Below are 15195 nucleotides of genomic sequence, written 5' to 3' on the forward strand. Positions count from 1 at the left end.
TTTTTAATCTAATGGTAATCCGAACTTGTATAATCTGAAACAACTCCTAGTCTATCCCAGTTGCCGTTTTTTACATTAAGTTGCCACGTGACATAATCATTAGACTGCGGTTGATATTGAAACCAACTCCAAGATGCTGTGCTATTATGTCTAGAATCTGGATTAAATCCGTCTGAAGGCGCATTCAGACTAAAGAAGTCATCATCGTCCCCCTCAAGAACATCACCATTAGCTGGCGTTACGGCATCTACTAAATCTGAAGATCCGACCGCTACTAACTTTCCATTTGATTCACCCATAAAAGTTGTATAATTATATTCATCATAAACATTATGAGTATTAGTATACAATTGACCGTTTATATATACTCCTGGTACATATGTTCCTTTACTCCACCAAATTCCTCGTAAAGAATCGATTTTTATAATATTTGATTCGCTACTACTAGAACCCTTATTGGAATCTGCATTAGAGTCAGTTAATGACGTATCATCATTAACTGTGCTATCTTTCTGAGAGGAACTATTCACATCCGTCTTTGTATCTGCGCTACTATCTGCCTTCAAATAACCATGCCAAGTCCAACCACTAACTTTCTTATCTGCACTAGTTACAAAATAGTACAAATACTTCTTACCAGCTTTATAAACATAACGTTGCTGCGTTTGTGTATAGTTTTCACCAGTTTTTAAAGCTTGACCGTTACTAAATTTAACATAGGTGTTGTCACCACCAAATGTGTAAACCTTACCCGCTCTAGCTGGCGTATAAGTTGTAGTGGTCACTGTAGTTGCAGTCGTAGCTTGGAAGTTCTTCCCAGCCTTTAGATACTTGCTGTAAACCCAACCGGTTGCGCCATTACGACTATTTTTAACGTAATAATACAAGTATTGCTTACCGTTTTTAGTAACTGTGGTCTTCTTAGAAGCTTGCCAAGTTGTTTTTGTATAATTCTTCAACGCATGGTTAGCTTTAAAGGCTAACTTCTTAGCTGTGCCTTTGAATTGGTAAGTCTTCCCTGTTTGCCGTTGTGAATAATAAGCTTTTGATGAAACTTTAGTAATTTTGCTCCGTTTGTACGTCGTTGCGGCATTCGCGTTTAGTGTGGTTGCGCCCATTGCTAACGTTACTAAGACTGTTGCCGATATGGTCAGTAAGTTTTTTATCTTCATAATATCCTTCCTAAGATGCAATTATTTGAGTAACACTTTAGTAGCCAAACGGATCATTTACTGTAATACTTTTATCCCATTGTTTAGTCTTCAGATTAAAACGCCAGATAACATAGTTATTTGTGTCTGGCATATATTGAAAGTAGTCAGCACCGCTTAGCTCGCTACCACTCTCAGGATTAAAGGAAGGTACCAATACGCCGGTATATGCTCCATCTTCAATAAAAAGGACATCACCATCTATTGGAACATATATATTTACGCTACCATGCTTCATCGCAGTTAATTTTCCGTCGTTCAAACCTGAAAGCTGTTGCCCATATTGATACGGATTTGACGTATCATAAACATTATGGATATCAGTGTAAGCTTTTCCATTATAATAAACACCTGGCCCATAAGTATGACCTCCTGCTAGAAATGAGCCAAAATCGTTACTATTGATCACTAGTTGACTACGTTTTCCATCGTAAGTTGCCCACGCTGGCGTGACGTCACCAGTAGACGAAGCTGTTGATGAATCTGTATGATTAGTATCAGTGATCGTTGTATTATTAGCATTCGTCACTGTTGATGAATCCGAACTACTATCTTCCTTCAAATAACCATGCCAAGTCCAGCCATTAACCTTCTTATCAGCACTTGTCACAAAGTAGTACAGATACTTTTTGCCAGCTTTATAGACATAACGTTGCTGCGTTTGCGTATAGTTTTCATCGGTCTTCAAAGCTTGACCGTTACTAAACTTTACATACGTGTTATCACCACTTAAAGTGTAAACCTTACCCATTTTAGCTGGCGTATAAGTTGTAGCGGTTGTCGTAGTCGGAGTCGTAGCTTGGAAGTTCTTCCCAGCCTTTAGATATTTACTGTAAACCCAACCAGTTGCGCCATTACGGCTATTCTTAACGTAGTAATATAAGTATTGCTTACCATGTTTAGTAACCGTCGTTTTCTTAGAAGTTTGCCAAGTTGTTTTCGTATAATTTTTTAAGGCATGATTAGCTTTAAACGTTAGCTTCTTAGCTGTGCCCTTAAATTGGTAAGTCTTCCCTGTTTGCCGTTGCGAATAATAAGCTTTTGATGAAACCTTAGTAACTTTACTCCGTTTGTACGTGGTTGCGGCATTTGCAGTCAGTGTGGTTGCGCCCATTGCTAGCGTTGCTAAAACTGTCGCTGATAAAATTAAGCCTTGATTGTGTTTCATAATCATTGTCCCTCCAAAATAAATTTAGTTAACCCCTACTTAAAGCTTTCCCATTGACCTTTATCCAGGTTGTATACCCAATAAGTATGCGACCCATCTAACTTATATTGGAACCAGCTAGGACCATACATCTTGTATGCATCTTTATCACCAGTAGCATATTGCGTTGTAGCTTCTGGTTTATTCAAGCTAACGAAAAACATTGCAGTACCAATCTTTTGAAACAAGGCATCACCATTGGCTGGTGCTAACTGTACAATATTGTCTGAATCTTCCAAGACATAAGCATGCCCATTAACAGTCCCTTGTAAAGTATCATAGCGTGAATACGCGTTGCTTTTATCTGGGCCATAAAAAACATTGGTAGCCAACAGTAACGGATATGGTGCTGACGGATCATCTGACTCTTCAGCATATAAGCCGCTATTATATTGATGGCCAGCCTTTAAATAAGCTTTTAAGTCACTCATTGGAATGCCGACACGTGCCCGCTGTCCATCATCGGTTGCCCAAACTGGCGTACTGTTATTTACTGAAGAATCAGTCTCTGTGGAATCCGTGTTATTAGTGTCAGTTGTGGTTGTATTATTAGTATTGGTCGTAGTCGTTGCTGATGCTGAACCTGTACTACTATCTGCCTTCAAATAACCGTGCCAAGTCCAGCCACTAACCTTCTTGTCAGCACTCGTCACAAAGTAGTACAAGTATTTCTTACCGGCTTTATAAACATAACGTTGCTGCGTCTGCGTATAATTTTCACCAGTCTTCAAAGCCTGACCATTACTAAATTTAACGTAAGTATTGTCGCCACTTAATGTGTAAACCTTACCCGTCTTAGCTGGCGTATAAGTTGTAGCGGTCGCTGTAGTCGCAGTCGTTGCTTGGAAATTCTTCCCAGCTTTTAGATATTTACTGTAAACCCAACCAGTTGCGCCATTACGACTATTCTTAACGTAGTAATACAAGTATTGCTTACCATTCTTAGTAACCATCGTCTTCTTAGAAGCTTGCCAAGTTGTTTTTGTATAATTCTTCAACGCATGGTTAGCTTTAAAGACTAACTTCTTAGCTGTACCTTTAAATTGGTAAGTCTTCCCCGTTTGCCGTTGTGAATAATATGCTTTCGATGAAACTTTAGTAATTTTACTCCGTTTGTACGTCGTTGCAGCGTTTGCGGTTAGTGTGGTTGCCCCCATCGCTAACGTTGCTAAAACTGTCGCTGATAAAATTAATCCTTGATTGTATTTCATGACTTTTCCTCCAAATTAAACTTAGTTTGAACGATATGCAGTTTCCGTATTTTTACTGCCGTAAATTTTTTGATGCTTAGGACTTAGCTTCCAAGTTGCAGTATAGTGCCGACCATCACGTGGACAATAAACATGCGTTTTGTACTTATTTTTACTTAGTCTCTGATAGGTCACATTAATCCAAGGATGGGCAGTTGCGACCCACCCAATAGTCCGATCCCAGGTAACTACATGGTTCTTATAAAAATGCCAACCATACGTTTTACTGACCCATTTATGCCGCAATACTTTTGGCGTCCCGGTATGCCAAGCAGGCGCTTTTGCCAGCACAGTCTTGTGAGTTGGCAATCCCGTATTATTATATTTAGTAAAATGACCACCATCTAACGTTCCAAACAACGCACTAATTTTCACGTATTTACCGTGTCGCACCAAAGTGAATGTGTCCTTACTTCTAGCACCCGGTAACGTTGTAATCACCGTGCGTTTAGCAGACTCAGACTTCAAATGCGGCAATTGTAACTCATAGCCATAACCACCTCGCTTTAAAATCGACTTAGCTTGTTTGAACGAAATGGCTTTAGTTGCGGCTTGAGCATTCATACTAGTTTCAATTGAACTAACAGCTGGTACTAATAAAACCACTGCAACTGGTAAAACTAATCCCCGTCGCAATCCTTTTAACCTTTGCATTTGCTTCAAATCCCCCTTTATTCATTAACTAGTCGTCATCCTTAGTAAAGTCGTACGTCACCTCCCCATCCTGCCAAATATAAAGATAGCGATTTGTATTTGCTGGATTCATAAAACGAACATGAACATCGCGCAAATTAGTTGGCATTTTTTCAGACATGTCAATTGAGATCTCCTCGAAAGCACTGCGAAACGGCTTTAATTTACTTACATTTGCAAACCCATTAACCACATCATCCGCACGGTTATATAGCTTTGTTCCCGTCTTTGCAACTAAATCCAACTCATTAGTTTCTTTATCATAATAAACAGTAACTTGACCCTCCCCTAAATACTTATCAGCAATATCGCTACCAATATTGGCTAATTCCTGCTCCGTTAAATGATTCCGTTTATATGTTTGATAGCCCCGTATACCAAAAAAGCCCGCAAACAACAGTAAGATAAACCCAATCACAATCAGGTTCATCTTAAGGCCACTACTATCATCAGCCTTAGCAGTTACTTCAGGTGCAACTCGCTGGGCTTGATTCACATCATCAGTTGATGCTGGCTCAGTTGGCTGTGATTGACTGTCAGCCGCAACTGGTTGGCTCATCACTTCACTATCAACTTGTTGTTCAGCGCCGCAACGCGTACAGAACTTAGTACTTGCCGATAGTCGCTGACCACAATTGGTACAATATTTCATTCTCAACACCCCTAAAAGTTTTCTAACTTACGCTCCCGCGCGCAAGGTCCGAATTTCACGTAACCCCGCATTAATCAAGACCAATACCGTCACCCAGGCCACAATGATCAGCAAACCGATTCGCACCCATTCAAATGGCAACGGCATGTCCCAGAGTGCATGCAACACGATTGTTAACCCGAAGAACCGTAAAAATCGGCCATCACGAAACATCGGCCCCGCTAACGGTCGATCCCCTTTAACCATCACCAAGGCAGCGCCATTAATCGCGCCCCATAGTGTATGAGTTCCTAGTGAACTAATACTGCGCACTAACAGCACTGACAGTCCTAAGTCCTGGGCATATCCAGCCGTTTCAAATGCTGCAAAGCCAGCCCCAATTGCCGCGCCAATCAGTAGCCCATTTAAAATAAACCGGGCTTGAATTCGTTTAACATAGTACGCAATCATCACTAATTTACCGGTCTCTTCAATAAATGCCACTAGAATCGCCGTCAGCACCGTTAAATTTTGAATACTCACTAATTGGTAAAGGACCATCGTCGTCAACACCGAGGCCACCCCGCCAACCATGAAGATTTTCGTCACTTTAAAAATACTGATATTTCGAAAGGTATTAATTTCAAAAAACATCATTAATAATGAAAACGGTACGGCTAAAGCACTCATAAAGATCAAACTGATGTACATCTTTTCGCCATCGAACAGAAAATAGCTCCCTGCTAAAATGGCAATCGTTAAGGCAAAAATTAATAGCACACGAGCGAATAGCCAAGGCTTGACCGGTGAATCGCTCACGGTCGCCAAAGATGGCGTTGTGGTTTGCGTCCCACCAATAAATAACTGCTCAGCTGCCGCTTCACTATGTGTCTTGAACACTTCACTAAACATACTACCTAACTTAAGTGGTACCTTCCGCCGCTGCCCCGTCCAACTATTTAACTGGGTCGTCGCTGAATCCAATAGATTCGGATTCACCGGTGCTGCTGATTTTGGACTGGGTTCGGCTGGTGTGACAGTCGGTTGTAATTGACTCACATCAAACCCGCAGTGCGTACAAAAATGAACGCCCACCGTTAAAGGTAGTCCGCAATTTGGACAAAATAAATTTGTTGGCATCTATCTGTCCTAACCGAAACGATTGGCTTGAGTATCACCAGGTTTACTGGCCAGATATAAAACATAAAATGCACCAGCACCAGGAAGCAATACGAACCAATACCACCAGAAAGAACGATTGCTATCATGGAATCGCCGACTGAAACTGGTAAAACTTGGCAAAACTAAAGCATATCCCACTATCTGCATGATTATATAGTCATTGGCAGCCCAACTGATCAAAAAAGAAGCTACATAAATAATTAAATATCCCAGAAAAGACCACCAGAAGTTAGCCCGACTCATGCGTCCATTAAAATTAATATAATTCTGGAAAAACTGTTTAGTTGCACCAATCAAGCCTAAATTACTCTGATAATCAATTAGCGCGTCTGGCGCATCATTAGTCGTTGCTGCCTGACTACGCATGGGAGTTGGTGTCACCGGCGTTGGGTTAGTTACTGTTTCATTGCTAATTGGTGCCGTTTGACTATGTTGTGCCGTTGGTTGAGCAGTATCAGTCGTGGCTGATTCCCCCGCAGTACTGAGATCAAATCCACAACTAGGACAAAAATGGGCTGGCGCCTTAACCGCCGTACCGCATTTAGGACAAAAATTCATATAAAAGCCTCCAAATTTTGTTTTACTTTTGTGAACAGTGCAAGATAAATAACCGGCATTAGTCATTAACATCGTCCAACGTCCTGCTGTCACGCCTAAACGCGTCAGCGATTAATCAGAACGCTTATTACTGATATGACAGTCTTATTCCAGCCTAAATTCACTAAACTTACTTAGCCATAAGTATAAGTCACCCGTTTTACTTTTGCAATCACTTTTAACACCGTTTAAGCCCTGAATCCTAGGTGACACCGGGGTTTCGTTGCTATACTAGTTAGATACAAGCGGGGTGAAATCGATGCAAGATGCAACATTTGGTGATAGTTTAAAAAAGATCCGACTTAGCAAAGGCGATTCTGTTCGTAAAGTTGCCCTCTACGCCGGGATTTCCGCTTCGTACTATTCCCAGATTGAAAACAACAAACGTCAGATTCCTAAACCAGCAACGCTACGTAAAATTGCGACCGGCTTACATATTTCAGAAACTGAAATCTTCAAATTAGCCAACTTAATTCCAGCCGAGTCACCAGCAGCCAAACCAGTTATTCACGTCAGCGGGCTAAGGATGCCAGCTGATGTCGACTCACCAAGGCGCAGGCCAGCTCAATCAGCCCAAGCTAATAAAATCGGCTTAACGAACTCACGGCAACAGTTGCACTACCCACTCAGCACACACGTGAACACGCAACTGCCACCTTGGCAGGCCCAGGCTGAAACAATCCAGTGGCTTAAAATCACGGATACCAATCTCGTGATGCTCGGGATTTTAAAAAGTGACCTGGCTGTTATTAGTACCGCTGCCAAAGCGTGCCGACTAATTCCTGAATCGCCTAAATTAATGGCGTTTAACCTAACAACCGCCAAAACGACCGTCCGTCAAACCTTGATGACAGCCGATAAGCAGGTAATGTTGACCACTGGATTACCAACCGAAAAACCGTTATTTTTAACCCTGACAGAATTTAAACACCAATTGGCCGGTGCGGTAATCAATCTCTACCGCGACCTCCACTAGAAAAAGCGCCCGTAGTACTAGTCTTTAAGTAGACTGGTACTACGGGCGTTTTCATTTCATTTAGCTAAGCTTCCTTAGCCACTTGCAACGGTGCAATATGATAAGCCGCCATTTCTTTAATAATGGTTTGCGTTAATTTCGCGTTATGGGTCACTAGGCTCAGCGCATAGGCCACATAATAATGGTCATGAGCCGACTGCACATCGTTTAAGACAACTTCATTGGCTGCCTTTTGCGCATATAAGCGATCCAGCAAGTACAATGACTGACTATCCTGGGCCTTTTGTAACGCCAAGTCAATCAACTCTAGGGCTTCTTGTGGGAAATTGATTTTTGCGTACAATTGGGCCGCAGACGCATAAATCAAAATCTCGTTTTGTAGGTAGTCATCGTCACCCATCGGCAAGGCCTGAGCGTCCATCGCATGTAGCGTGCCGACCGCTTGCTTCACGAAGATCTCCGCCTTGTCATACGATTGCTTGCGTTCATACGCCAACCCGGTGCCAAGTGTCGCTAGAATGGCGTACATATCATGGCTCGACTTAACGAATTGGTTGAGCAGCATGCCAAAGTTAAAGATGGCCTCATCAGGATTATTATTGAGTTCCAGTTGAATGTAGCCTTCATAATAAAAATACTGCTTTTTATCGTTCGTGCTTCGCAACTGCTTAGGCCGAATCTTCTCAAACACCGCCGCCGCCGCTTCTAATTGTTCATGTCGAATTAAACTATCAATTTTTTTGAACGTCCGATATAACTGATCATCATTTTCAATGATAACTTCTGATAATCGAATCCCCAAACGATTACAAATTTTCATCATAATCTTCATACTAGGAATTTTGCTTTTCTTTTCAATTAAACTAATCGTGGCTTGCGTACAAATCCCCTCAGCGAGTTCTTTTTGCGACATGCCTTTGCGCTTACGGAACTGCCGTACTTTTTCTCCCAATATTCTCATGTTAAACCCCTCTTTTTAATTGCCTGTTAAACCTAACCGCTAACTTAATCACCGGTCGACCCGACCCCACTCGCAAGCCGACCGTCGCTTGTCACCTAATCAATCCTCTCAAAGATCAAAATAATCAGTTGTCAACCATCAAATTGGACAATACCAATTACACATATTATTATATTCAGATAAAACATAATACGCAAGAAATAAGATTAATTCTTATTTAATATTAAGTTATATCATGGTTTATAGTTCAGGTCACTCATTAATTATCAAGGAACCCGATTAGTTATCCAAACTAATTTAACCTGGGTTAGCTAAACCACTAGGGTCACTAAAATCAACGAAGATAAGGGATTAGCTCCCTTATCCCCCGTCAAGTAAAGCCACTTACGAATCTAATTAAGCCTCGGCGACCACTCAAAAAGGCGCAACCAATGATTAGTTGTGCCCCTCATAAAATTATAATAAATTAAACAGCCAGTTAATAAGTTGAACAGTATAAACCTGACGCGTGTGTGTCAGCAAATGACGCAACTGACCGGGTTGATTAGTAATAATCCCGTTAACGCCCATCACCGCTAACCGTTGCTGGGCCAACTTGCCATCTGGTGTCCAGACATAGACTGGCTTATGTTGGCGCGTCGCCGCTGCCAACTGCTCACGTGTCAACGTCAAAGCTTGCAATGAATAAAAGTCTGCCACGTTGTCACTAAAGCTGGTTAAATTAAACGGTGTAATGTAGCCAACCCGCAATTTGGGATCATACTGCTTCAACCGCGCAACCACTTCATAGTCTAAGGAATGGACTTGACTATGAGCCTGCCGCAATTGACGTGCATAGGCATGACCAAACGGCGCCATTAAATCGGCAGCCGACCCAATCGCCTTAATCTCCACTAACAACGGCTGGTTCAACTGGCGAGCAGTCCGCAGATACTGTTTAAACGTGCTTAATTGGCCGCGTTCGCCGTTTTCCCATAATGGCAACCCAATTAACTGTTGTAAGCGATAATCGCGGACGGGACCCTGACGTTGGCTCAGGTGACTTAGCGTTGGATCATGCATCACAACCCAATGTCGATCTAAGGTCGGTTGAATATCCATCTCGACCGCTGCCGGATGGGTGGCCTTAACCGTCCGTTTTAAAGCGCTCGTCGTGTTTTGGACACCATTATGGCCATCAACCCCACGATGCGCAATAATCGCTGGTGCGGTCGTTACCGTTCCACTGAGCCACCAGCCTGCAAACCCTAAACTGACGCATAATAATAACCCACTAACTAGCCAAATCGGCCGCTTGCTGCCAACTGGTCGCTGCACTTGCGTCGTCAGACCATCTAAGATCAAAACAATCAGTTCCCATAATAATCCGGCCAAAACTAACCAACTCGTCAGTTGACCAGCCATCGGGTTCAGCCGCTCGATACTAAACGTTAAGCCAACCCCAATTAACGCCGAAATCACCCAACACCCCAGCCAGCGTAGTAGTTTAATCAGCTGCCAGACGACGCGCCAAAAGGACTGGTGCCAGCCAATTAACCACCACTGGCGCCAACTCGTCGGCTGTTTTAATTGTTGCCAAGTACTCGGTAGCCACTTAAAACTGCTTAACCAAAGCAGCCCCCAGATCGCACCAACCATTGGCCCCCATTGATAACGGATCGTAAAGATGGCGTTTTGTAGCGGTGCCGATAACGTTAGTCCGGCTTGCAAGGTCGCCGTATAGCCACCCCACCCCAATGGTAACCAAATGAGCCCTAACAATAGTTGTAGGCTCCAAATCAACCAGAACGAGCGATTGAATCGCCAATGAGTCACGATCAACGGCAAACAGAGACTCAGCAGACCCAAGCCGACTAATGCCGACCAACCGCCAAAAGTCACCCCGACAACTTTGACCAACAATGTTAGGCATACTAAACCTAGCCACGGTCCTGTTAGTTGCCGTCGTCCCCGCATTAAAATCTGCCAATACCGTTGCATCAATGCTGCCCCCTCAAGATACGTTTCAATACCCATTATATCGGAAATGCTCACCAACTTAAATCCAATCAAAAAAAGCGGTGCAGATAGCTAACTATCCACACCACTACTAAACAACTGCTTATTATTCAGCGTCTAACGCCACAAAATCATAATGAATGGCTGCTTGCCGCTTATATTCATCGAAACCTAATTCAATCAACTTATCAATTAAATCAGAATAGCCAATCCCTGAAACTTCCCAGAGCTTTGGATAAAGACTGATATTGGTAAACCCAGGCAACGTGTTAATTTCACCTAAATAAGGTTCGCCATCTTCCGAAACTAAGAAGTCGACCCGCGCCATGCCTTTTAAGCCGAGTGCTTTAAAAGCACCCAGTGACATATCTTGAATCCGCTTCGTTAAGTCCGCTGGTAATTCCACTGGCAATTCAAATGAAACGCCACTAGCATCAACGAACTTGTTGTTGTAGTCATAAAAGGTATCTGACTTCGGTACATCGATGGCCCCAAGCTTCGAAGCTTTGGCGTCTTCGTTCCCTAAAATCGAACATTCGACTTCCCGTGGATTGTCGATAGATTCTTCAACTAAGATCTTAAAGTCATACTTGAAAGCATCGGCTAAACCATCGAGATATTCTTGTTCCGTCTCAGCCTTGTGAATCCCGACTGATGAGCCTTGGTTCGCTGGCTTGATGAATAAGTGCGGCCCAACTTGTTCACTAACAGACGCATACGTCATCTGGTCACGATTTTCTGGGGTGACCACGACGTATTTCGTATTTTGAATGTGGTGATGCGTCAAGATTTGTTTGGTTATATCCTTATCAAAACTTGCAGCGGAGGCTAAGACCCCACTACCAACGTAAGGCTTCTTCAACAACTTAAACAAGCCTTGCAACGTTCCATCTTCACCTAAGTTCCCATGCACAACTGGATAGAAAATATCAATATCCTTAGCGTGGGCTAAGTTCTTGATTGGCGCCAATGGATCACGCATATCGATAGTCGGCATGACTTCGGCAACGACTTTGTCTTCGGGTTCCCCCGCAAAAATGCGTTGGGTCGTGGCGTTATCTAATACCACCCCGTCTTTAGTCAACAAGAATAAGTCAACGTCATATTTACTTTTGTCCATGGCATCATAAATGTTGTGTGCTGAACGCTTTGAAACATCATGTTCCGAAGAGTTCCCGCCAAACAACAAGCCAACGTGGATCTTTTTTTGTGTCTCCATTATTAAGTTCATCCTATCAAGATTTATTTCATATTACGGCTTATCTAATTCTACAATATCTCATCACAATTGGAAACATTTTTGCAATCTTGGTAACGCTTTTATCCATTAAATGGCGCGGTTAAGACTAATTTTCCAAGCATTTGGCCCGTTTCCACGATTTCGTGCGCTTGTTTTAAGGTCTGCGCACTAATCCCAGTTAAGACCCGTTGTGTGGTTGGCTTGATGATGCCAGCATCCGCTAACGCCGCAACCCGGGCTAACATCATTCCTTGGGTCGCCATTTCTGGCACTTGGTAATTAGCCTTCGTGAACATAAATTCCCAAGCAAAGTTCAAACTCTTCGGCTTTAATAAGTCCATCGGTAAAGGTTTCGCGTTGGTTACAATTGCCGCTATCGTACTTAATGGCCGCATCAATGGCACGACTAATGGTAGATACAAATCAGTCGAATGTAGCAGTAACGCACTATCGACTTGCTTCATTCCCGCATCGGCCAGTTGGGTACCTAAATCATCATGATAATCCAAGACGATATCGGCACCTAGATGCTTAACCCAAGTCGTCGTTTCCGGACGGCCGGCTGTGGTCACGACCGTTAACCCCGCCCACTTAGCCAACTGAATCGCAATCGAACCGACCCCACCAGCGCCGTTAATAATTAGCACACTATGGCCACGATTAGCGTCTTTTTTAGGCGTCCAACCTAACTTTTCGAACAAGCCTTCCCAAGCCGTCAAAGCAGTTAGTGGCAGTCCGGCTGATTCCGTTGCCGCCCACTTTTTGGGAGCTAAGGCGACTAAACGTTCGTCGACTAACTGGTACTGCGCATCACTGCCGGGTCGATCGACCGCGCCCGCATAGTAGACGACATCATCCGTCATCACACTTGTGACCCGTTCACCGACTGCCAACACTTGTCCGACCGCATCAAAACCCAAAATCCGCGGTGTCGTCGTTTTGGCTTGAACTTGGCGCTGCTTGGTATCAATGGGATTAACCGAGATGGCTTGAACGGCGACTAAAATATCACGTCCTGTTGGTTGGGGCACCTTAACGGTTAAGTCTTGCAACGACTTAGGGTCACTGAGTGGTAATCCTTGATATAATCCGACTGCTTTTGCTTCCATCAAAAAACTTCCCTTCGACTAACCTAGAAATTCTAATTCTTCATCTAAATAATCTGACACCACAGTTGGGAAATCATCATGTAACGCCATCGCTTCCAATAACCGATTCCGATTAAAGATTCGCGTCCACATCAGGGCCGAATCTGGGGCTGGTTGCATAACGAGATCCTGATGCCAATTTTTAAACGCCATCAACAAGTAATCCGTATACAGGTCATCCTTACTCGTAATCATCGCCAAATAACTGGATAAGCGTTCCGGTTCCCCAAAGATCAGTGGTGTAGACAAGCGTTCATAACACTCGATCAAAGTTGCCAACATCATCAATTTATCAGCCCGCGCCAAGCGTGGTTCTTCGCCAAGCTCGTCTAATAAATTGCTGACATGGGTATAGGCATGGGCCCAACCGTGATCAGCGACGTAACCGCGGGTATCTTTTTCCATCACTAAATAAGCACACACTTGCTGTACCAATTGTTCCAAACGCGCCGTCGTCATAAAGTGAAAGCCCGCGTGATCCGCATAAACTAACACCGATAAGATTAAGATTGAAAATGACCGTTTAAAGACAGCATCGTTCTCCGGTTCATCAATATGGTCAAATAATTGGTCATCTTGAATCAAAGTGTCAAAAATCAGCCCTAACTGATCTTCACTTAATAATTGTTGTTGTAACGCTTCATTTAATAAATAATAAACGCCATGGTCCCGAATATCCGGATTAAGTGACCCAATATGGGCTAATAATTGTTTAATCTGATCATCAGTCACCGTGGTTAGTGAACCATCTTGAAAGCCGTCGCGCATACTTTTGATCAATGCTTGAACATCGCCATCCGGCACATCAATAACCGTACTGGCGGATACCTGGGCTTGCTGATCGATCAAATAGCCAATTCGTTGTGGTAACGATTGGTAGAGATCGCCGGCTCGCAAATGCTGGCGCAACGTCAATATGTCTGCTTTTAAAGTTGCTAATTTTTGTTTGTCCATACATGACTCCTATTGCTCAATTTAATCTCTATTTTAGCATGCTTAGCCTGACTTTCACATTGCTTACACACTCAACCAACGCAAAAAACGGCGCCTGGCAAGCGTTGGCCGCTCCCCAAGCGTCGATCTAAATTATCATTTAATTTTTAACTGGTTGTGGTAAAACATCCACATTCTTTTTAATAAACTCAGCTGAGGCCGTCAAAGACGCCTTTTCTGCAGTAGTTAAGTCCAACTGGATCAAATGTTCAATCCCGTTTTTGCCAATCACGGCTGGCATCCCAACATAAGTCCCATATTCAGGATCAAATGCAGATACCGGACAAGCGAGTTGGGCATCGGCACTGACTGCTTCGGCCAAACGAACGCCACAGGTGGCAATCGCAAAGTTGGTATAGCCTTTACCCGCCATCACTGCAAACGCACCTTGACGTGCATCTTCTTCCAATTGATTAAGATCTAAGTTTTGCTTAGCCTGGAAGTTCGCAATCGGTTCACCATTGACCCGCACTGTTGACCAGGCCACGAATTGAGAGTTCCCATGTTCACCATAAACGTAACCGTCCACATTTTTACCATTCGTCCCTAAGGCTTGGCCAACGTACTTTTGCATCCGCGCCGTATCCAAGAACGTCCCGGTCCCAAAGACCCGGTTATGTGGGAAGCCGGTTAAGCGTTGCAAGTAATCAGTCATCACATCACATGGATTCATAATATCAATCAAAATCCCTTTGAAACCAGAAGCCACAATTTTCGGCGCAATATCACGCACGATGGCTTGGTTAGACTCATACTCGCCAAACCGACCTTTAGAACTAGTCATGTCAATCGCCTTAATATTACCGGATGCAACGATCAACACTTCGGCATCGGCCAAGGCAGCGTAGTCGTTTAAAATAATCTTAGTGGTTGAGGCTAACCGCGCGGACGCATCTTCCAAATCAATCTTCTGAGCTTGCGCCAAGGCTTCATTATGATCGATCAATACCAATTCATCGACCGTCCCTTGTTGAACTAACGTATACGCGACTGTCGCGCCCACTTGGCCTAAGCCAATCACACCATATTTACGCATGTTTGCTAACTCCATTCTGAGATGTATTTAATCAGTCCATTTTAAATGGATCGTTGCTTATCGCCGACCGGT

General features: G+C 43.4%; 14 protein-coding genes and 1 pseudogene. 1 reads left to right on the forward strand and 14 read right to left on the reverse strand.

Annotation, left to right across the window (positions count from 1 at the left end; genetic code table 11):
* Positions 1–8 precede the first annotated feature (8 nt).
* The 8 genes and pseudogenes from FFM77_RS04850 to FFM77_RS04880 all read right to left on the reverse strand — a co-directional run bounded on the left by FFM77_RS04850 (position 9) and on the right by FFM77_RS04880 (position 6804).
* Entirely contained in the window at positions 9–1172 is a 1164-nt protein-coding gene (locus FFM77_RS04850; RefSeq protein ID WP_137634626.1) for a hypothetical protein, read from the reverse strand.
* Between the two features lie 37 nt (positions 1173–1209).
* Positions 1210–2379 carry a hypothetical protein gene (locus FFM77_RS04855; RefSeq protein ID WP_137634627.1) on the reverse strand — a complete coding sequence of 390 codons (1170 nt, stop codon included), beginning with the start codon at positions 2377–2379 and terminating at the stop codon, positions 1210–1212.
* A gap of 35 nt (positions 2380–2414) precedes the next feature.
* Complete coding sequence (locus FFM77_RS04860; RefSeq protein WP_137634628.1) at positions 2415–3629, reverse strand: hypothetical protein; 1215 nt, start codon at positions 3627–3629, stop codon at positions 2415–2417.
* Between the two features lie 21 nt (positions 3630–3650).
* The gene (locus FFM77_RS04865) at positions 3651–4322 is read right to left on the reverse strand and encodes a hypothetical protein (RefSeq protein WP_137634629.1); all 672 of its coding nucleotides are present in this window, start codon (positions 4320–4322) and stop codon (positions 3651–3653) included.
* Between the two features lie 28 nt (positions 4323–4350).
* The gene (locus FFM77_RS04870) at positions 4351–5013 is read right to left on the reverse strand and encodes a zinc-ribbon domain-containing protein (protein ID WP_137634630.1); all 663 of its coding nucleotides are present in this window, start codon (positions 5011–5013) and stop codon (positions 4351–4353) included.
* Between the two features lie 27 nt (positions 5014–5040).
* Positions 5041–6051, reverse strand: coding sequence for a PrsW family glutamic-type intramembrane protease (locus tag FFM77_RS04875; protein ID WP_171001561.1), 1011 nt, complete (start codon positions 6049–6051; stop codon positions 5041–5043).
* A 6-nt stretch (positions 6052–6057) separates the two neighbouring features.
* A pseudogene (locus FFM77_RS14295) lies at positions 6058–6132 on the reverse strand (zinc-ribbon domain-containing protein); the annotation flags it as partial.
* Positions 6133–6141: 9 nt separating this feature from the next.
* Positions 6142–6804: a DUF805 domain-containing protein gene (locus FFM77_RS04880; RefSeq protein ID WP_137634632.1), complete on the reverse strand. Its 663-nt coding sequence runs from the start codon at positions 6802–6804 to the stop codon at positions 6142–6144.
* Positions 6805–7030: 226 nt separating this feature from the next.
* Here FFM77_RS04880 and FFM77_RS04885 point away from each other — a divergent pair, with 226 nt between their 5' ends.
* Entirely contained in the window at positions 7031–7747 is a 717-nt protein-coding gene (locus tag FFM77_RS04885) for a helix-turn-helix domain-containing protein (protein ID WP_137634633.1), read from the forward strand.
* 64 nt (positions 7748–7811) lie between these two features.
* Here FFM77_RS04885 and FFM77_RS04890 read toward each other — a convergent pair whose 3' ends face one another.
* From FFM77_RS04890 to FFM77_RS04915, 6 genes are all read right to left on the reverse strand, one after another.
* On the reverse strand, positions 7812–8708 hold the full coding sequence (locus FFM77_RS04890; RefSeq protein WP_137634634.1) for a helix-turn-helix transcriptional regulator: 897 nt from the start codon (positions 8706–8708) through the stop codon (positions 7812–7814).
* 456 nt (positions 8709–9164) lie between these two features.
* Positions 9165–10688: a glycerophosphodiester phosphodiesterase gene (locus FFM77_RS04895; protein WP_223876783.1), complete on the reverse strand. Its 1524-nt coding sequence runs from the start codon at positions 10686–10688 to the stop codon at positions 9165–9167.
* 124 nt (positions 10689–10812) lie between these two features.
* Positions 10813–11925, reverse strand: coding sequence for a D-alanine--D-alanine ligase family protein (locus FFM77_RS04900; protein WP_137634635.1), 1113 nt, complete (start codon positions 11923–11925; stop codon positions 10813–10815).
* Positions 11926–12026: 101 nt separating this feature from the next.
* On the reverse strand, positions 12027–13055 hold the full coding sequence (locus tag FFM77_RS04905) for a zinc-binding alcohol dehydrogenase family protein (RefSeq protein WP_137634636.1): 1029 nt from the start codon (positions 13053–13055) through the stop codon (positions 12027–12029).
* A gap of 18 nt (positions 13056–13073) precedes the next feature.
* On the reverse strand, positions 13074–14048 hold the full coding sequence (locus tag FFM77_RS04910; RefSeq protein ID WP_137634637.1) for a DUF2785 domain-containing protein: 975 nt from the start codon (positions 14046–14048) through the stop codon (positions 13074–13076).
* 139 nt (positions 14049–14187) lie between these two features.
* On the reverse strand, positions 14188–15123 hold the full coding sequence (locus tag FFM77_RS04915; RefSeq protein ID WP_137634638.1) for an L-lactate dehydrogenase: 936 nt from the start codon (positions 15121–15123) through the stop codon (positions 14188–14190).
* Between the last annotated feature and the right edge of the window lie 72 nt (positions 15124–15195).

This window comes from Lactiplantibacillus songbeiensis (genome assembly GCF_005405125.1).
Classification (GTDB): domain Bacteria; phylum Bacillota; class Bacilli; order Lactobacillales; family Lactobacillaceae; genus Lactiplantibacillus; species Lactiplantibacillus songbeiensis.